The sequence below is a fragment of the Consotaella salsifontis genome (genome assembly GCF_900167365.1).
Classification (GTDB): domain Bacteria; phylum Pseudomonadota; class Alphaproteobacteria; order Rhizobiales; family Rhizobiaceae; genus Consotaella; species Consotaella salsifontis.
The window spans coordinates 49,962-66,769 of record NZ_FUXL01000006.1; the positions used below are offsets into that span (position 1 = coordinate 49,962).

Here is a 16,808-nt window from a genome sequence, read left to right on the forward strand (position 1 = left end):
GCCTTACTTCTTCTTGCCTTCCTTGCGCACGATCTTCTCGCCCGCATACTTCACGCCCTTGCCCTTATAGGGCTCGGGTCCGCGATACTCGCGGATTTCGGCGGCGACCTGCCCGACGCGCTGCTTGTCGATGCCGGAAATCACGATTTCCGTCGGCTTGGGCACCACAATCTGGATGTCCGCCGGCACCGGATACAGCACCTCGTGGCTGAAGCCCAGGGCGAGCTGAAGATTCTTGCCCTGCATGGCGGCGCGATAGCCGACGCCGCTGATCTCCAGCTTCTTCTCGAAGCCGTTCTTCACGCCGTTCAGGATGTTCGAGATCATGGTCCGCGACATGCCCCACTTGGCGCGCGACTCCTTGGTCTCGAACTTCGGATCGACCTTGATCGCTCCGTCGTCCTGCATCTTGACCAGCACCTCGTCGTTCACAACGAACGAGAGCTCACCTTTCGGGCCCTTGGCCTTGACGGTCTGCCCGTCGACCGAGGCGGTCACTCCGGCGGGCACCTGGACCGGTTTCTTGCCAATACGAGACATCGTCTATCCTGCCTTCTCGAGAGATCCGTACCGCGTCAGACGACGCGGCACAGCACCTCGCCGCCCACATTCTGTTCACGCGCCATATGATCGGCCATGACGCCCTTCGGCGTCGACAGGACCGAAATCCCGAGGCCATTGGCCACATGAGGGATCGTCTTGGCGGAAACGTAGACACGGCGGCCTGGCTTGGAAACGCGCGCGATCTCCCGGATCACCGGCGTTCCCTCGAAATACTTCAGCTCGATCTCGAACTCCGACTTGCCATTGCCGTATTCGGTCAAGGTGTAGCCGCGAATGTACCCCTCGTCCTTCAGGACGTCGAGCACACGCGCCCGGAGCTTGGAAGCGGGCGTCGAGACGGAGCTCTTGCCGCGCAAAACCGCATTGCGGATGCGGGTCAGCATATCGCCGAGCGGATCAGACAAAGACATGGTCGCCCCCCCTTTACCAGCTCGACTTGACGACGCCGGGGATCATCCCCTCGTTGCCAAGGTCCCGGAGCGCGATACGGCTCATCTTAAGCTTGCGGTAGTAGGCGCGCGGACGCCCCGTCACCTCGCAACGATTGCGCACGCGGACGCGAGCACTGTTGCGCGGCAGTTCGGCGAGGTCCAACTGTGCCTTGAAGCGCTCTTCCATCGGCGCTTCCTGGTTCATAGCGATCGCCTTCAGCGCAGCGCGCTTCTCGGCGTAGCGCTTGACCAGCTGCTCGCGATGCTTGTTCTTCTCGATGGCACTCTTCTTTGCCATGTCCTGATCCTCTCTCGCCGGCCGTTACTGGCGGAACGGGAAGTTGAACGCCGTCAAAAGCGCCCGAGCTTCCTCGTCGGTCTTCGCCGTCGTACAGACGATAATGTCCATGCCCCAGATCTGATCGACCTTGTCGTAATTGATCTCGGGGAACACGATGTGCTCCTTCAGACCCATAGCGAAGTTGCCATGGCCGTCGAAGCTCTTGGGATTAAGCCCGCGGAAGTCACGAACGCGCGGCAGTGCGATCTGAACCAGACGGTCCAGGAACTCGTACATGCGCTCACGCCGCAGCGTCACCTTCGCGCCAATCGGCATATGTTCACGCAGCTTGAAGCCGGCGATCGACTTCCGGGCACGCGTCACCACCGCCTTCTGGCCAGTGATTTGAGCGAGATCTTCGGCGGCCACCGACGGCTTCTTCGAGTCGCCGGTCGCCTCGCCGACGCCCATGTTGATCACAACCTTCTCGATGCGAGGAATCTGCATCTCGTTGGGGTAACCGAACTTCTGGTTCAGCTCCTGGCGAATGGTCTCGCTGTAGTAGCGCTTCAAACGCGGCGTATAAGCCGCTGAGTTTGCTGCCTCAGCCATCGATCTGTGCTCCCGAGCGCTTGGCGATGCGCACCTTGCGGCCGTCATCGAGAACCTTCACCCCAACCCGCGTCGCCTTGCCGTCCTGGGGATCGGCCAGCGCGAGGTTCGAAAGGTGGATAGACGCCTCCTTGGCGACGATCCCGGCTTCCTGACTCGCCGTCTGCTTCTGGTGGCGGCGCACCATATTGATGCCGCGCACCACAGCGCGATCTTCCTTCGGCTTGACCTGAATAACTTCGCCGCTGCGGCCCTTGTCTTTGCCGGCCAGCACGACGACGGTGTCGCCTTTTTTGATCTTGTTCATCGTGCGGTCCTTCTAGAGCACTTCGGGCGCCAGAGAGATGATCTTCATGTGGTTCTTGGCGCGAAGTTCGCGCGGCACCGGCCCGAAAATGCGGGTGCCGACCGGCTCTTTCTTGTTATCGACGAGAACCGCCGCATTCCGGTCAAACCGGATGACGGAACCGTCGGGCCGCCGGATGTCCTTCGCGGTCCTGACGACCACGGCCTTCATCACATCGCCCTTCTTGACGCGACCCCGCGGAATAGCCTCCTTGACCGAGACGACGATGATATCGCCGACCGAGGCATACTTCCGCTTGGAGCCGCCCAGCACCTTGATGCACATGACACGACGGGCGCCGGAGTTATCCGCGACGTCGAGGTTTGTTTGCATCTGAATCATGTCAGGCCGCCTTCAAAATATCTCATCGGGAAAGGCGGGCGCCCTTCCCGGCTTCCTGTTCAGTTCGCCGCCGCTTCGTCCTTGAGGACGACCCAGCTCTTATCCTTCGAGATCGGACGAGTCTCCTGAATGAAGACCGTATCGCCGACCTTGCACTCGTTCAGCTCGTCGTGCGCCTTGTACTTCTTGGACCGACGCACGGTCTTCTTGAACAAGGGGTGCGTGAAGCGCCGCTCGACGAGCACGACGACCGTCTTGTCGTTCTTGTCGGAGACGACGGTCCCCTGCAAAACGCGTTTGGGCATCTAACTTTCCCTCAGGCCTTCGCCTCGGCCGCCTTCTGGCGGGCGATCGTCTTGATCCGCGCGATGTCGCGGCGCACCTGGCGCACGCGGGCGGTGTTTTCGAGCTGACCCGTGGCCCGCTGGAAGCGCAGGTTGAACTGCTCCTTCTTCAGCTTGGCGAGCTCATCGGTGAGCTCGTCTTGGGTCTTGGTCAGAATTTCCGACGCATTCATCCCCGATCCCCTATTCCGCGATGCGCTGAATAAAGCGCGTTCTGATCGGCAGTTTGGCCGCGCCGAGACGGAGGGCCTCACGCGCGATTTCCTCAGATACGCCGTCAAGCTCAAACATGATACGCCCCGGATGAACGCGAGCGGCCCAGAAGTCAACTGCGCCCTTGCCTTTACCCATGCGAACCTCGGTCGGCTTCGACGTCACCGGAAGGTCGGGGAAGATGCGAATCCACACCCGACCCTGACGCTTCATCTGACGCGTGATCGCCCGTCGAGCTGCCTCGATCTGGCGCGCCGTAACGCGCTCGGGCTCCATTGCCTTTAGGCCGAACTGACCGAAGCTCAGCGTCGCCCCACCCTTGGCAGTGCCGTGGATGCGGCCCTTGAAGGCCTTGCGATATTTCGTGCGCTTTGGCTGCAACATCTCTTAGTGCTCCGAACTTCGCTCAGGCGTGCTCGCGGCGGCGCTGCGAACCCTGGCTTTCGCCCTCGACCGCCCGACGCTCAGAAGCCATCGGATCATGCTCAAGGATCTCGCCCTTGAAGATCCAGACCTTGACGCCGCAAACGCCGTAAGCCGTGTGCGCCTCGGCCGTTCCGTAATCCACATCCGCGCGCAGCGTGTGCAGAGGGACCCGGCCCTCGCGGTACCATTCCATGCGGGCGATTTCCGCTCCGCCCAGGCGACCCGAGCAGTTGATTCGGATGCCCTCGGCGCCGAGACGCATCGCCGACTGAACGGCACGCTTCATGGCGCGACGGAATGCCACGCGGCGCTCGAGCTGCTGCGCGATCGACTGCGCAACGAGCGCAGCATCCGTCTCAGGCTTGCGCACCTCGACGATGTTGATGTGCGTCTCGGCGTCTGTCATCGCCCCGAGCTTCTTGCGAAGCTTCTCGATATCCGCGCCCTTCTTGCCGATCACGATGCCCGGACGGGCCGAGTGAATCGTGATTCGGCACTTCTTGTGCGGACGCTCGATGACGATCTTGGAGACAGCAGCCTGCTTGAGCTCCTCCATGAGAAACTCGCGGATCTTCAGATCCTCGTGAAGCAGATTGCCGTAATCGCCGGTGTTCGCGAACCAACGCGAATCCCAGGTACGGTTGATGCCGAGCCGAAGACCGGTCGGATTGACTTTCTGGCCCATGTTATGCGGCCTCCTCTTCGGCGGCTTCCCGAACCACGATGGTCAGGTGCGAGAACGGCTTCTCAACCCGGCTGGCGCGTCCGCGACCCCGTGTATGGAAGCGCTTCATCGTGATCGACTTGCCGACATAGGCTTCGGCCACGACCAGCGCGTCGACGTCGAGATCATGATTGTTCTCGGCGTTGGCGATGGCGCTTTCCAGCGTCTTCTTCACAGTTTCCGCAATGCGCTTGCGCGAGAAGGTGAGCTCAGCGAGAGCCCTGTCCACCCTCTTGCCGCGGATCAGCTGCGCCACGAGATTAAGCTTCTGCGGGCTGACGCGGATCGTGCGGGCAACTGCCTTCGCCTCGTTGTCCTTCAGCCGGCGTTCGGCCTTGGCCTTGCCCATTGTTACTTCCTCTTCGCCTTCTTGTCGGCGCCGTGGCCGTAATAGGTGCGGGTGGGAGAGAACTCGCCGAACTTGTGCCCGACCATGTCCTCGTTGACCGACACCGGAATGTGCTTGTTGCCGTTGTAGACGCCGAAGGTAAGACCGACGAACTGAGGCAGAATGGTGGAGCGACGGCTCCACATCTTGATCACTTCATTGCGCCCGCTCTCGCGCACCTTCTCGGCCTTCTTGAGAAGATAGCCATCGACGAACGGACCCTTCCAGACGGAACGTGCCATGGAGAAATCCCTATCTTACTTCTTGCGCTGATGGCGCGAGCGCTGAATGTACTTGTCGGTCGCCTTGTTGTGGCGCGTCCGCTTGCCCTTTGTCGGCTGACCCCACGGCGTAACCGGGTTACGGCCGCCCGAGGTACGGCCTTCGCCACCACCGTGCGGGTGATCGACCGGGTTCATCGCGACGCCGCGAACGTGCGGACGACGACCCAACCAACGCGAACGACCGGCCTTGCCGATGTTGATGTTGCCGTGATCCGGATTGGAAACCGCTCCAATCGTCGCAAGGCAAGAACCAGGCACCAAACGCTGCTCACCCGAGTTCAGGCGCAGCATTGCCATGCCCTGCTCGCGGCCGACCAGCTGAGCATAGGAGCCCGCCGATCGCGCGATCTGCCCGCCCTTCTCCGGCTTCATCTCCACATTGTGGATGATGGTGCCGACAGGGATCGCCGACAGCGGCATCGCGTTGCCCGGCTTCACATCGACGCCCGAAAGCCCCGAGATCACCTGGTCACCCGGCTCAAGACGCTGCGGCGCGAGGATATAGGCAAGCTCGCCATCCTCGTACTTGATCAGCGCGATGAACGCGGTCCGGTTCGGATCGTACTCCAGCCGCTCAACGGTTCCGGCGACACCAAACTTGCGACGCTTGAAGTCGATGAAACGATACGTCCGCTTGTGGCCGCCGCCCTGGAACCGCACCGTGATGCGTCCGTGGTTGTTACGGCCACCCTTGGAGGACAAGCCTTCCGTCAACTGCTTGACGGGCTTACCCTTCCACAGCGCCGAACGGTCGACGATCACCAGCTGGCGCTGGCTCGGCGTGGTCGGTTTGAAGTTCTTCAATGCCATGGCGAAATTCCTACCCGGCTCACAATCCGGTCGACACGTCGATCGACTGGCCCTCGACCAGCGTCACGATTGCCTTCTTCTGGTCGCTCTGCCGCCCGCTGCGGCCACGGAAGCGCTTAACCTTGCCCTTACGGACCAAGGTGTTCACCGCCTTGACCTTCACGCCGAACAGAGCCTCGATCGCCGCCTTGATCTCAGGCTTCGTCGCTGTCCGCGGGACGTTGAAGATCACCTGGTTGAACTCCGAGACCATCGTCGACTTCTCGGTGATCACCGGGCTGGTGATGACGTCATAATGGCGAAGGTCGCTCATTTGAACCGCTCCTCCAGGGCTTCAACCGCGGCCTTGGACAAAACCAGCGTCTGGCGGCGGAGAATGTCGTAGACGTTGATGCCTTGAATCGGCAGCACGTCGATGTGTGCGATGTTCCGCGCGGCCCGGCTGAAGTTCTCCTCGACCTCCGCGCCACCGATGAACAGCGCGTTCTGGAGACCCATGGCGCCGAACTTGTCGGCGAGAGCCTTCGTCTTCGCCTCGGAAGCCTTCAGATCATCGATGATGATCAGGCTGTCGGAGCGAACCTTCGCCGAAAGAGCATGCTTCAGACCAAGCGCCCGGAGCTTCTTCGGCAGGTCATGCGCGTGGCTGCGGACGACAGGACCATGAGCCTTGCCACCACCGCGGAACTGCGGCGCGCGCGCCGAGCCGTGACGGGCCCGGCCCGTGCCCTTCTGCCGATAAAGCTTGGCACCGGTCCGCGCGATTTCCGCACGCCCCTTGGACTTGTGCGTACCCTGCTGCCGACGGGCGAGCTGCCAGCGCACGACACGCTGGAGAATGTCCTCGCGCGGCTCAAGCCCGAAGATTTCCTCCGCGAGGGTGACGGTGCCAGCTTCGCCACCGTCGAGCGTCTTGATTGTGATATCCATTATTCCGCCCCTTCGGAAGCGCCAGCCGCCGAACCGTTCGCAGCACGCAGAGCCGCCGGCTTCGGAGCACCCTCCGGAAGCGCCACCTTCACCGCGTCACGGACGAGGATCCAACCGCCCTTCGAGCCGGGCACCGCGCCGCGGACCATGATCAGGCCCTTGTCCGCGTCCGTCCGGACCACTTCGAGGTTCTGCGCCGTCACGCGGGTCTGGCCCATGTGACCGGCCATCTTCTTGTTCTTGAACACGCGGCCCGGGTCCTGACGGTTACCCGTCGAACCGTGCGACCGGTGCGACACCGACACGCCGTGGGTGGCGCGAAGACCACCGAAGTTGTGGCGCTTCATCGCGCCGGCGAAGCCCTTGCCAATCGACGTGCCAGTCACGTCGACCTTCTGACCAACAACGAAGTGGTCGGCGGTGATTTCCGCGCCCACGTCGATCATGTTGTCGTCAGACACGCGGAACTCCGCAAGCTTGCGCTTGGGTTCAACGCTCGCCTGAGCGAAAACTCCACGAAGCGACTTCGTCGTGTTCTTCACCTTGGCGAGGCCGGCGCCGAGCTGAACGGCGGTGTAGCCATTCTTCTCCTGAGTGCGCTGTGCCACGACCTGGCAATTTTCGACCTTGAGCACGGTCACCGGCACATGTTCGCCCGCTTCATTATAGACGCGGGTCATGCCGACCTTTTGTGCAATCACACCTGAACGCATGGGGGCTATCCTTCCCGTGCTCGCATCAGAGCTTGATCTCGACGTCAACGCCGGCGGCGAGGTCGAGCTTCATCAGTGCGTCGACTGTCTGCGGCGTCGGGTCGACGATGTCGAGAAGGCGCTTATGCGTGCGCATCTCAAACTGCTCGCGCGACTTCTTGTCGATATGCGGCGAACGGTTCACCGTGAACTTCTCGATGCGGGTCGGCAGCGGAATGGGTCCGCGCACATTCGCACCCGTGCGCTTCGCCGTCGAAACGATCTCACGCGTCGAGGCGTCGAGAACCCGATGGTCGAACGCCTTCAGGCGGATGCGGATATTCTGGCCGTTCATTGCATTCGTCCTCTCGTCGGAAGTCCGACCGTCACGCGGAGCGCCTTCCGAGCGCTTGTCATTCTTCAGCCAACACTAATCGGATCGCCCACATTCGCCGGGGCAGGCCCTTTCGGGCCGAGACCGGTGCGCCGCGCCAACAAGCGCGACGCACCCGATCCCCTTACTCGATGATCTGCGAGACGATGCCGGCGCCGACGGTGCGGCCGCCTTCACGGATAGCGAAGCGCAGCTTCTCTTCCATCGCGATCGGAACGATCAACACGACGTCCATCGTCACGTTGTCGCCCGGCATCACCATCTCGGTGCCTTCCGGCAGCGTCACCACGCCCGTCACGTCCGTCGTGCGGAAGTAGAACTGCGGACGGTAGTTCGTGAAGAACGGCGTGTGGCGACCGCCCTCCTCCTTCGTCAGAATGTACGCTTCCGCCTTGAACTTCGTGTGCGGCGTCACCGAACCCGGCTTGCAGAGAACCTGGCCGCGCTCGACGCCCTCGCGGTCAACGCCGCGAAGCAGCGCGCCGATGTTGTCGCCCGCCTGACCCTGGTCCAGCAGCTTGCGGAACATCTCAACGCCCGTCACCGTCGTCGTCGACGTCGTGCGGATGCCGACGATCTCGACCGTCTCGCCGACCTTGATCACGCCGCGCTCGACGCGACCCGTCACCACCGTGCCACGGCCCGAGATCGAGAACACGTCCTCGATCGGCATCAGGAACGGCTGGTCGACCGGACGCGACGGCGTCGGGATGTACGAGTCAACGGCTTCCATCAGCGCGCGGACCGAATCCTCGCCCATCGCCTTGTCGCCGTCTTCCAGCGCCACAAGGGCCGAGCCCTTGATGATCGGAATGTCGTCGCCCGGGAACTCGTAGCTCGAAAGAAGCTCGCGAACCTCAAGCTCAACCAGCTCCAGAAGCTCCGGATCGTCGACCTGGTCGCACTTGTTCAGGTACACCACGATCGCCGGAACGCCCACCTGGCGCGCCAGAAGAATGTGCTCGCGCGTCTGCGGCATCGGGCCGTCCGCCGCCGAAACGACCAGGATCGCGCCGTCCATCTGCGCCGCGCCCGTGATCATGTTCTTCACGTAGTCCGCGTGCCCCGGGCAGTCGACGTGAGCATAGTGACGGTTCGCCGTCTCATACTCAACGTGCGCCGTGTTGATCGTGATCCCGCGCGCCTTCTCTTCCGGCGCCGCGTCAATCTGATCGTACGCCCGGAACTCTCCAAAGAACTTCGTGATCGCTGCCGTCAGAGACGTCTTGCCATGGTCAACATGCCCAATCGTCCCAATGTTGACGTGCGGCTTCGTACGCTCGAATTTGCTCTTGGCCATCGTGGCACTCCATGATCTGGGCCGGGCTCTTCAACCCGATATGTTTCTGTCACGTCCGCGCGATGACGCGCGTTAAGCGTATTTCTTCTGGATCTCTTCCGCGACCTGGCTCGGGACCTGATCGTAGTGATCAAACTGCATGGTGTACTGCGCACGTCCCTGGCTCATCGAGCGAAGGGTGTTCACGTACCCGAACATGTTGGCGAGCGGCACCATGGCGTTGACCACCGTGGCAATGCCACGAGGCTCGGTCCCCTGAATCTGGCCACGCCGTGAGTTCAGATCGCCGATCACGTCACCGACATAGTCTTCCGGCGTCACCACCTCGACCTTCATGATCGGCTCGAGCAGCTTCGGAGCCGCCTTCTGGATGGCTTCGCGGAAGCCAGCGCGCGAGGCGATTTCGAAGGCCAGCACTGACGAGTCGACGTCGTGGTAGGCACCGTCGATGAGCTCAACCTTGATGTCCACCATCGGGAAGCCCGCCAGCGGACCCGAGGTCATCACCGACTGGATACCCTTCTGGACGCCCGGCACGTATTCCTTCGGAACCGAACCGCCGACGATCTTCGACTCAAATGCGAACCCAGCACCCGGCTCGGCCGGGTAGACCACCAGCTTGACGCGGGCGAACTGCCCCGTGCCGCCGGTCTGCTTCTTGTGCGTGTAGTCGATCTCAGCCTGACGACCGATCGTCTCGCGATAGGCCACCTGCGGCGCGCCGACATTCGCCTCGACCTTGAACTCGCGCTTCATGCGATCGACGAGAATGTCGAGGTGAAGCTCGCCCATGCCGGCGATGATCGTCTGCCCGGACTCCTCGTCGGTCTTGACGCGGAACGAGGGATCCTCAGCGGCAAGGCGATTGAGCGCAAGGCCCATCTTCTCCTGGTCGCCCTTGGTCTTCGGCTCGATGGCGATCTCGATGACCGGCTCAGGAAACTCCATGCGCTCAAGAATGACCGGCTTCAGCGGATCGCACAGCGTATCGCCTGTGGTCGTTTCCTTGAGGCCGGCGAGCGCAACGATGTCGCCAGCGAAAGCCTCCTCAATATCGGTCCGGTTGTTCGAGTGCATCTGCAGCATGCGACCGATACGCTCGCGCTTTTCCTTCACCGTGTTCATCAGCGAGGAGCCCTTCGACAGGACGCCCGAGTAAATACGGCAGAACGTGAGCGAACCGACGAACGGATCGTTCATGATCTTGAAGGCGAGCATCGAGAGCGGCTCGTCGTCGGACGAATGACGCACGGTCTCCGCTTCGGTCTTCGGGTCGATACCCTTGATGGCCGGCACCTCGATCGGGCTCGGGAGGAAATCAACCACGGCATCAAGAAGCGGCTGCACGCCCTTGTTCTTGAAAGCGGAACCACAGAGAACCGGCGTAAACCAAACGTCGCAGGTGCCCTTCCGGATCAGCTTGCGCAGCTCATCATTCGAAGGCATTTCGCCCTCGAGGTACCGCTCCATCGCGCCTTCGTCGATCTCGACGGCAGCCTCGATCATTGCCTCGCGATACTCTTCCGCCTGAGCCTGAAGGTCGGCCGGAATGTCGAGGACGTCCCATTTGGCACCGAGCGTCTCGTCGTGCCAAATCAGCGCCTTCATCTCGATCAGGTCGACGACGCCCTTGAGCTCGCTCTCCGCACCGATCGGCAACTGGACGACGATCGGGCGCGCACCAAGACGGGTCTTGATCATCTCGACGCAGCGGAAGAAATCGGCGCCGATCTTGTCCATCTTGTTGACGAAGATCATCCGCGGCACGTGATACTTGTCGGCCTGCCGCCACACGGTCTCAGTCTGCGGCTCCACGCCGGCATTGGCATCGAGCAGCGCAATCGCACCGTCGAGCACACGAAGCGAACGCTCGACCTCAATCGTGAAGTCGACGTGTCCGGGCGTGTCAATGATGTTGAAGCGGCGCTTCTTGCCGTCACGACCCTGCCAGAACGTGGTGGTCGCGGCCGACGTGATCGTGATGCCGCGCTCCTGCTCCTGCTCCATCCAATCCATGGTGGCGGCGCCATCATGGACTTCGCCCATCTTATGGCTGCGGCCGGTATAGTAGAGGATCCGCTCCGTGGTCGTGGTCTTTCCGGCATCAATGTGCGCCATGATGCCGAAATTGCGGTAGTCTTCGATCTTATACTCGCGGGCCATAGGGCTTCGCCTTTCGAAATAAAGCTTCTGATTACCAGCGATAGTGCGAGAAGGCGCGGTTGGCTTCCGCCATCCGGTGGGTATCCTCACGCTTCTTCACTGCAGTGCCGCGATTGTTTGCGGCATCGAGAAGCTCGCCGGACAGGCGATCAACCATGGTCGTCTCATTGCGGTTACGCGCCGAGGAAATCAGCCAACGGATTGCGAGAGCCTGGCGACGCTCCGGACGAACATCGACAGGAACCTGATAGGTGGCACCACCAACGCGGCGCGACCGAACTTCAACATGAGGCGCAATGTTATCGAGCGCCTGATGGAAGACGGCGATCGCATCCTGGCGAGCCTTTTCCTGAACGGACTCGAAAGCCCCATAAACGATGCGCTCGGCGACCGACTTCTTGCCGTCATACATGATGGCGTTCATGAACTTGGTCACGACAAGATCACCGAACTTCGGGTCCGGATTGATCTCGCGCTTATCGGCTTTATGACGACGGGACATGGAATTCTCTTCCTGAAAGTGCGGTCGAGCTACAGGTTACTTCGGACGCTTCGCGCCATACTTCGAACGGCGCTGCTTGCGGTCCTTGACACCCTGGGTATCGAGAACACCGCGGATGATGTGATAGCGCACACCGGGAAGATCCTTCACGCGACCACCGCGGATCATGACGACCGAGTGCTCCTGAAGATTGTGACCCTCGCCAGGAATGTATCCAATCACCTCGAATCCGTTGACCAGACGAACCTTGGCCACCTTACGAAGAGCCGAGTTCGGCTTCTTCGGCGTCGTCGTATAGACACGAGTGCAGACGCCACGCTTCTGCGGGTTGGCCTCAAGGGCCGGAACGGTGTTGCGCTCGGAGGGGCGCACACGCGGTTTCCGGATCAACTGGTTGATGGTCGGCATTAGGGCCTTACCTCTTCTTGTCCACCACGGTCCGAAACAGACTTCATCGCGCTGGCCGCCAAACACATACACGAAACCGGGCCTTCACTCCGCCTTTTGCGCGGATGGCCCGGGTTCAATGCAGAGGACCTCTTTCGAGGTCATGCGGCCGACAATGGTACGTCTCGTAATATCGAACCGTGTTTGGAGCGGGTGTCCCAGACGAGGCGTCCAGGAGCGAGTCGGCTCCACATCGGCTCTGTTGGGCCGCTACTTAGCTATTGCAGCTCAACTCGTCAACCCTTGAGCCGTCGGGATTCAAGCCAGCTGCCATATTTGTTAACGGAAAGGCCGCCCGGAGGCGGCCTTTCTTATTCTATTGTCACGGGACAACGAGAATGCCCTATTCGGCAGGGTTCGGCAGCTGCGTAAGTGCCCGATCCACGGCCACGGGCATCTCGTCCTTGCGCCGATCCTCGAGAATGAGTTCGTCGCGCGAGGTGGCGATCCGCCGAATCTGCGTCATCATTCCGCCCGTACCGGCGGGAATCAGACGCCCGACGATGACGTTCTCCTTGAGGCCCTGGAGCGAGTCGACCTTGCCGGCAACAGCCGCCTCGGTGAGCACGCGCGTGGTCTCTTGGAAGGACGCGGCCGAGATGAAGGACGGCGTCTGCAGAGAGGCCTTGGTGATGCCCAGCAGAACGGGTTGCCCCGACGCCGTCTTCTTGCCCTCTTCCTCCAGACGCTCGTTGATCTCAGCGAGCTCGATCCGATCGACATGGTCGCCCGGGATGTAACCGGAATCGCCCGACTCGGTGATTTCGATCTTCTGGAGCATCTGGCGAACGATCGTCTCGATGTGCTTATCGTTGATCAGCACGCCCTGGAGCCGGTAGACCTCCTGGATTTCGTTGACGAGGTAGGCGGCAAGCGCCTCCACGCCACGAATGGCCAGAATGTCGTGCGGCGCCGGATTGCCGTCGAGAATATAGTCGCCCTTCTCGATGACGTCGCCTTCCTGAAGATGGAACGGCTTGCCCTTCGGGATCAGGTACTCGACAGGCTCAACGCCCTCCTCGTGCGGCTCGATGACGATACGGCGCTTGTTCTTGTAGTCGCGCCCGAAGCGGACCGTTCCGTCGATCTCCGAGATGACGGCATTGTCCTTGGGACGCCGTGCTTCGAAGAGCTCGGCGACGCGCGGCAGACCACCGGTGATGTCCTTGGTCTTGGCGCTTTCCATCGGGATACGCGACAGAACGTCGCCGGCCTTGACGCGCGATCCAGGCTCGATGGAGAGAATCGTCCCCACCGAGAGCAGGTAGCGCGCATCCGAACCACGGGCCAGCTTGGCGATGGAACCATCATCCTTGCGGATGATGATCGCCGGCTTGAGGTCCTGCCCGCGCGGGCTGGCACGCCAGTCGATAATGGCGCGCTTGGTGATACCGGTCGACTCGTCGGTCTGCTCGGACACCGACACGCCTTCCACCATGTCCTCGAACTCGGCAGTGCCCTCCACCTCGGTCAAGACCGGACGGGTGTAGGGGTCCCACTCCGCGATACGCTGGCCGCGCCGCACCGTGTCGCCGTCATCCACATAGATGCGGCTACCGTAGCTGATGCGGTGCGAGGCACGCTCCTTGCCGGCCTGATCGAGGATCAGCACCGCCATGTTGCGGCCCATCGCCACGAGGCGTCCGTCCGAATCGCGCACCACGTTGCGGTTGCGGATCTGGACCGTGCCTTCGTACGACGCCTCCAGGAACGAGGAGTCCACCACCTGCGCCGTACCGCCCATGTGGAAGGTACGCATGGTGAGCTGGGTGCCCGGCTCGCCGATCGACTGCGCCGCGATGACGCCGACGGCCTCGCCCATATTGACGGGCGTACCACGGGCGAGATCGCGCCCATAACAGGCGGCGCAGACACCGGTGCGGACCTCGCAGGTGAGCGGCGAACGGATCTTGACCGACTGGATGTTGGCCTTTTCGATCTGTTCGACGTCACGCTCCTCGATCAGCCGACCGGCTTCGACGATAACCTCGCCGGAGACCGGATGAACGATGTCCTCCATCGCCGTGCGGCCAAGCACACGCTGGCCGATGGTCGCGACCACCTGACCGGCGTCGACGATCGGCTGCATGGTGAGGCCGCGCTCGGTGCCGCAATCAACCTGCGTGATGATGCAGTCCTGAGCCACGTCCACGAGACGACGGGTCAAGTAGCCGGAGTTCGCGGTCTTCAAGGCGGTGTCGGCCAAGCCCTTACGGGCACCGTGGGTCGAGTTGAAGTACTCGAGCACGGTCAGGCCTTCCTTGAAGTTCGAGATGATCGGCGTCTCGATGATCTCGCCCGACGGCTTGGTCATCAGGCCGCGCATGGCGCCGAGCTGGCGCATCTGCGTGGGCGAGCCACGCGCACCGGAGTGCGACATCATGTAGATCGAGTTCATCGGCTTTTGACGGCCATTATCGTCGAACTCGACCGCCTTGATGCGGCTCATCATCTCTTCGGCGATCTTGTCGGTGCACTTGGCCCAGGCATCGACCACCTTGTTGTACTTCTCGCCAGACGTGATCAGACCGTCGCTGTACTGCTGCTCGTATTCCTTCGCCAGCGCCTGAGTCTCACCGATGAGTTTCGGCTTCGTCTCGGGCACGAGCATGTCGTCCTTGCCGAACGAGATACCGGCCGTACAGGCATGGCGGAAGCCGAGCTGCATGATCCGGTCGCAGAAGATCACGGTGTCCTTCTGACCGCAGTGACGATAGACCGTGTCGATCATCCGCGAGATGGCCTTCTTGGTCATCAGCTGGTTGCAGATGTCGAACGGAATGTTGTGGTTCTTCGGCAGAAGCTGACCGATGAGCAGACGCCCCGGCGTCGTCTCATAGATCTTCGACACGGTGTTGCCCTCGGCATCGACCGTCCTGAAGCGCCCACGGATCTTCGTGTGGAGCGTGATCGACTTCGAGAAGATCGCCGCTTCCAGCTCGCCGATGTCGGAGAACGCCATCCCCTGCCCCGGCTCGTTCTCGTTCATGATCGAGAGGTAGTAGAGCCCGAGCACCATGTCCTGCGACGGCACGATGATCGGCTGGCCGTTCGCCGGGTGCAGGATGTTGTTGGTCGACATCATGAGGACGCGCGCTTCGAGCTGCGCCTCGATGGAAAGCGGCACGTGGACCGCCATCTGGTCGCCGTCGAAGTCCGCGTTGAAGGCCGTGCAGACCAGCGGATGCAGCTGGATCGCCTTGCCCTCGATCAGGGTCGGTTCGAACGCCTGGATGCCCAGCCGGTGCAAAGTAGGCGCGCGGTTCAGCATCACCGGATGCTCGCGGATCACCTCTTCGAGGATATCCCAGACTTCCGGACGCTCCTTCTCGACCAGCTTCTTGGCCTGCTTCACCGTGGACGAATAGCCCTTGGCGTCGAGCCGCGCGTAGATGAACGGCTTGAACAGCTCCAGCGCCATCTTCTTCGGCAGACCGCACTGATGCAGCTTCAGCTCCGGACCGGTCACGATGACCGAACGGCCGGAATAGTCGACGCGCTTGCCGAGCAGGTTCTGGCGGAAGCGGCCCTGCTTGCCCTTCAGCATGTCGGAGAGCGACTTCAGCGGGCGCTTGTTCGCCCCCGTGATGACGCGCCCGCGGCGGCCGTTGTCGAACAGCGCATCCACCGCCTCCTGAAGCATGCGCTTCTCGTTGCGGATGATGATGCCCGGCGCGCGCAACTCGATCAGCCGCTTGAGGCGGTTGTTACGGTTGATCACGCGGCGATAGAGATCGTTGAGGTCCGACGTCGCGAAGCGGCCGCCATCGAGAGGCACGAGCGGACGAAGATCCGGCGGGATGACCGGAACCACGCTCATGATCATCCACTCCGGACGGTTGCCCGACTCGAGGAAGTTCTCCACGATCTTCAGGCGCTTCATCAGCTTCTTCTGCTTGAGATCCGAGGTGGTCTCGGCAAGCTCGGAACGAAGGTCGCCCGCGATCTTTTCGAGATCCATCGCGGCCAGAAGCTCCTGAATCGCCTCCGCGCCGATGAGAGCGGTAAAGCTATCTTCACCGAACTCGTCGACGGCGATCATGTACTCCTCTTCCGACAGGAGCTGATGCTCCTTCAGCGAGGTGAGGCCGGGCTCCGTGACGATGTAGTTCTCGAAATAGAGAACGCGCTCGATATCCTTGAGCGTCATGTCGAGAAGCGTACCGATGCGGCTCGGCAGCGACTTCAGGAACCAGATGTGGGCGACCGGCGCGGCGAGCTCGATATGGCCCATGCGCTCGCGCCGCACACGCGACAGCGTGACCTCGACGCCGCACTTCTCGCAGATGATGCCCTTGTACTTCATGCGCTTGTACTTGCCGCACAAGCACTCGTAATCCTTGATCGGACCGAAGATGCGGGCGCAGAACAGGCCGTCGCGCTCCGGCTTGAAGGTCCGGTAGTTGATGGTTTCGGGCTTCTTGATCTCGCCGAACGACCAGGAAAGGATCTTCTCCGGGCTCGCGAGCGAGATCCGGATCGAATCGAATGTCTGAGCCTGGACCTGAGGGTTGAAGAGATTCATAACCTCTTGGTTCATCGGGCTTTCTCCTTAAGGGGCAAGGCCCCGCCGCACCGGGCGCACCGGCGCCATGGAATCCGTCATTTTCGGCGCC

At 61.8% G+C, this 16,808-nt stretch carries 22 protein-coding genes; all 22 read right to left on the bottom strand.

The window, feature by feature from the left end; all coding sequences use genetic code 11:
- Window positions 1-3: 3 nt before the first annotated feature.
- The gene (gene rplF, locus B5D38_RS10125; RefSeq protein ID WP_078708313.1) at window positions 4-540 is read right to left on the bottom strand and encodes a 50S ribosomal protein L6; all 537 of its coding nucleotides are present in this window, start codon (window positions 538-540) and stop codon (window positions 4-6) included.
- A 35-nt stretch (window positions 541-575) separates the two neighbouring features.
- The gene (rpsH, locus tag B5D38_RS10130) at window positions 576-974 is read right to left on the bottom strand and encodes a 30S ribosomal protein S8 (RefSeq protein ID WP_078708314.1); all 399 of its coding nucleotides are present in this window, start codon (window positions 972-974) and stop codon (window positions 576-578) included.
- A gap of 13 nt (window positions 975-987) precedes the next feature.
- Window positions 988-1,293, bottom strand: a complete 306-nt coding sequence (rpsN, locus tag B5D38_RS10135) for a 30S ribosomal protein S14 (RefSeq protein WP_078708315.1) — start codon at window positions 1,291-1,293, stop codon at window positions 988-990.
- A 24-nt stretch (window positions 1,294-1,317) separates the two neighbouring features.
- The gene (gene rplE / locus B5D38_RS10140) at window positions 1,318-1,887 is read right to left on the bottom strand and encodes a 50S ribosomal protein L5 (RefSeq protein WP_078708316.1); all 570 of its coding nucleotides are present in this window, start codon (window positions 1,885-1,887) and stop codon (window positions 1,318-1,320) included.
- Window positions 1,880-2,194 carry a 50S ribosomal protein L24 gene (rplX, locus tag B5D38_RS10145; RefSeq protein WP_078708317.1) on the bottom strand — a complete coding sequence of 105 codons (315 nt, stop codon included), beginning with the start codon at window positions 2,192-2,194 and terminating at the stop codon, window positions 1,880-1,882. The genes rplE and rplX overlap by 8 nt, the downstream gene beginning before the upstream one ends.
- Before the next feature lie 12 nt (window positions 2,195-2,206).
- Entirely contained in the window at window positions 2,207-2,575 is a 369-nt protein-coding gene (rplN, locus tag B5D38_RS10150; protein WP_078708318.1) for a 50S ribosomal protein L14, read from the bottom strand.
- 59 nt (window positions 2,576-2,634) lie between these two features.
- Window positions 2,635-2,880 carry a 30S ribosomal protein S17 gene (gene rpsQ, locus B5D38_RS10155; protein WP_078708319.1) on the bottom strand — a complete coding sequence of 82 codons (246 nt, stop codon included), beginning with the start codon at window positions 2,878-2,880 and terminating at the stop codon, window positions 2,635-2,637.
- A gap of 11 nt (window positions 2,881-2,891) precedes the next feature.
- Window positions 2,892-3,092 carry a 50S ribosomal protein L29 gene (gene rpmC / locus B5D38_RS10160; RefSeq protein WP_078708320.1) on the bottom strand — a complete coding sequence of 67 codons (201 nt, stop codon included), beginning with the start codon at window positions 3,090-3,092 and terminating at the stop codon, window positions 2,892-2,894.
- Window positions 3,093-3,102: 10 nt separating this feature from the next.
- Entirely contained in the window at window positions 3,103-3,516 is a 414-nt protein-coding gene (rplP, locus tag B5D38_RS10165; RefSeq protein ID WP_078708321.1) for a 50S ribosomal protein L16, read from the bottom strand.
- 22 nt (window positions 3,517-3,538) lie between these two features.
- The gene (gene rpsC / locus B5D38_RS10170) at window positions 3,539-4,243 is read right to left on the bottom strand and encodes a 30S ribosomal protein S3 (RefSeq protein WP_078708322.1); all 705 of its coding nucleotides are present in this window, start codon (window positions 4,241-4,243) and stop codon (window positions 3,539-3,541) included.
- A gap of 1 nt (window position 4,244) precedes the next feature.
- Complete coding sequence (gene rplV / locus B5D38_RS10175; RefSeq protein ID WP_078708323.1) at window positions 4,245-4,631, bottom strand: 50S ribosomal protein L22; 387 nt, start codon at window positions 4,629-4,631, stop codon at window positions 4,245-4,247.
- A gap of 2 nt (window positions 4,632-4,633) precedes the next feature.
- Window positions 4,634-4,912: a 30S ribosomal protein S19 gene (gene rpsS, locus B5D38_RS10180; protein ID WP_078708324.1), complete on the bottom strand. Its 279-nt coding sequence runs from the start codon at window positions 4,910-4,912 to the stop codon at window positions 4,634-4,636.
- A 15-nt stretch (window positions 4,913-4,927) separates the two neighbouring features.
- Window positions 4,928-5,764, bottom strand: a complete 837-nt coding sequence (rplB, locus tag B5D38_RS10185) for a 50S ribosomal protein L2 (protein ID WP_078708325.1) — start codon at window positions 5,762-5,764, stop codon at window positions 4,928-4,930.
- A 19-nt stretch (window positions 5,765-5,783) separates the two neighbouring features.
- The gene (locus B5D38_RS10190; RefSeq protein WP_078708326.1) at window positions 5,784-6,077 is read right to left on the bottom strand and encodes a 50S ribosomal protein L23; all 294 of its coding nucleotides are present in this window, start codon (window positions 6,075-6,077) and stop codon (window positions 5,784-5,786) included.
- The gene (gene rplD, locus B5D38_RS10195; RefSeq protein WP_078708327.1) at window positions 6,074-6,694 is read right to left on the bottom strand and encodes a 50S ribosomal protein L4; all 621 of its coding nucleotides are present in this window, start codon (window positions 6,692-6,694) and stop codon (window positions 6,074-6,076) included. Before rplD ends, B5D38_RS10190 begins: the two co-directional genes overlap by 4 nt.
- Window positions 6,694-7,407, bottom strand: coding sequence for a 50S ribosomal protein L3 (rplC, locus tag B5D38_RS10200; RefSeq protein WP_078708328.1), 714 nt, complete (start codon window positions 7,405-7,407; stop codon window positions 6,694-6,696). The genes rplD and rplC overlap by 1 nt, the downstream gene beginning before the upstream one ends.
- A gap of 25 nt (window positions 7,408-7,432) precedes the next feature.
- Complete coding sequence (rpsJ, locus tag B5D38_RS10205) at window positions 7,433-7,741, bottom strand: 30S ribosomal protein S10 (protein ID WP_007066362.1); 309 nt, start codon at window positions 7,739-7,741, stop codon at window positions 7,433-7,435.
- A 163-nt stretch (window positions 7,742-7,904) separates the two neighbouring features.
- Window positions 7,905-9,080: an elongation factor Tu gene (gene tuf, locus B5D38_RS10210; protein ID WP_078708329.1), complete on the bottom strand. Its 1,176-nt coding sequence runs from the start codon at window positions 9,078-9,080 to the stop codon at window positions 7,905-7,907.
- A 72-nt stretch (window positions 9,081-9,152) separates the two neighbouring features.
- Window positions 9,153-11,243: an elongation factor G gene (fusA, locus tag B5D38_RS10215; protein ID WP_078708330.1), complete on the bottom strand. Its 2,091-nt coding sequence runs from the start codon at window positions 11,241-11,243 to the stop codon at window positions 9,153-9,155.
- A 31-nt stretch (window positions 11,244-11,274) separates the two neighbouring features.
- On the bottom strand, window positions 11,275-11,745 hold the full coding sequence (gene rpsG / locus B5D38_RS10220; RefSeq protein WP_078708331.1) for a 30S ribosomal protein S7: 471 nt from the start codon (window positions 11,743-11,745) through the stop codon (window positions 11,275-11,277).
- A 36-nt stretch (window positions 11,746-11,781) separates the two neighbouring features.
- Window positions 11,782-12,153, bottom strand: coding sequence for a 30S ribosomal protein S12 (gene rpsL, locus B5D38_RS10225; protein WP_078708332.1), 372 nt, complete (start codon window positions 12,151-12,153; stop codon window positions 11,782-11,784).
- A 382-nt stretch (window positions 12,154-12,535) separates the two neighbouring features.
- Window positions 12,536-16,732, bottom strand: coding sequence for a DNA-directed RNA polymerase subunit beta' (gene rpoC / locus B5D38_RS10230; protein WP_078708333.1), 4,197 nt, complete (start codon window positions 16,730-16,732; stop codon window positions 12,536-12,538).
- Window positions 16,733-16,808 lie beyond the last annotated feature (76 nt).

Coding starts and splice junctions, on each gene's coding strand:
- rplF (WP_078708313.1), bottom strand. CDS start 540: ATGTCTCGTATTGGCAAGAAACCGGTCCAGGTGCCCGCCGGAGTGACC.
- rpsH (WP_078708314.1), bottom strand. CDS start 974: ATGTCTTTGTCTGATCCGCTCGGCGATATGCTGACCCGCATCCGCAAT.
- rpsN (WP_078708315.1), bottom strand. CDS start 1,293: ATGGCAAAGAAGAGTGCCATCGAGAAGAACAAGCATCGCGAGCAGCTG.
- rplE (WP_078708316.1), bottom strand. CDS start 1,887: ATGGCTGAGGCAGCAAACTCAGCGGCTTATACGCCGCGTTTGAAGCGC.
- rplX (WP_078708317.1), bottom strand. CDS start 2,194: ATGAACAAGATCAAAAAAGGCGACACCGTCGTCGTGCTGGCCGGCAAA.
- rplN (WP_078708318.1), bottom strand. CDS start 2,575: ATGATTCAGATGCAAACAAACCTCGACGTCGCGGATAACTCCGGCGCC.
- rpsQ (WP_078708319.1), bottom strand. CDS start 2,880: ATGCCCAAACGCGTTTTGCAGGGGACCGTCGTCTCCGACAAGAACGAC.
- rpmC (WP_078708320.1), bottom strand. CDS start 3,092: ATGAATGCGTCGGAAATTCTGACCAAGACCCAAGACGAGCTCACCGAT.
- rplP (WP_078708321.1), bottom strand. CDS start 3,516: ATGTTGCAGCCAAAGCGCACGAAATATCGCAAGGCCTTCAAGGGCCGC.
- rpsC (WP_078708322.1), bottom strand. CDS start 4,243: ATGGGCCAGAAAGTCAATCCGACCGGTCTTCGGCTCGGCATCAACCGT.
- rplV (WP_078708323.1), bottom strand. CDS start 4,631: ATGGGCAAGGCCAAGGCCGAACGCCGGCTGAAGGACAACGAGGCGAAG.
- rpsS (WP_078708324.1), bottom strand. CDS start 4,912: ATGGCACGTTCCGTCTGGAAGGGTCCGTTCGTCGATGGCTATCTTCTC.
- rplB (WP_078708325.1), bottom strand. CDS start 5,764: ATGGCATTGAAGAACTTCAAACCGACCACGCCGAGCCAGCGCCAGCTG.
- B5D38_RS10190 (WP_078708326.1), bottom strand. CDS start 6,077: ATGAGCGACCTTCGCCATTATGACGTCATCACCAGCCCGGTGATCACC.
- rplD (WP_078708327.1), bottom strand. CDS start 6,694: ATGGATATCACAATCAAGACGCTCGACGGTGGCGAAGCTGGCACCGTC.
- rplC (WP_078708328.1), bottom strand. CDS start 7,407: ATGCGTTCAGGTGTGATTGCACAAAAGGTCGGCATGACCCGCGTCTAT.
- rpsJ (WP_007066362.1), bottom strand. CDS start 7,741: ATGAACGGCCAGAATATCCGCATCCGCCTGAAGGCGTTCGACCATCGG.
- tuf (WP_078708329.1), bottom strand. CDS start 9,080: ATGGCCAAGAGCAAATTCGAGCGTACGAAGCCGCACGTCAACATTGGG.
- fusA (WP_078708330.1), bottom strand. CDS start 11,243: ATGGCCCGCGAGTATAAGATCGAAGACTACCGCAATTTCGGCATCATG.
- rpsG (WP_078708331.1), bottom strand. CDS start 11,745: ATGTCCCGTCGTCATAAAGCCGATAAGCGCGAGATCAATCCGGACCCG.
- rpsL (WP_078708332.1), bottom strand. CDS start 12,153: ATGCCGACCATCAACCAGTTGATCCGGAAACCGCGTGTGCGCCCCTCC.
- rpoC (WP_078708333.1), bottom strand. CDS start 16,732: ATGAACCAAGAGGTTATGAATCTCTTCAACCCTCAGGTCCAGGCTCAG.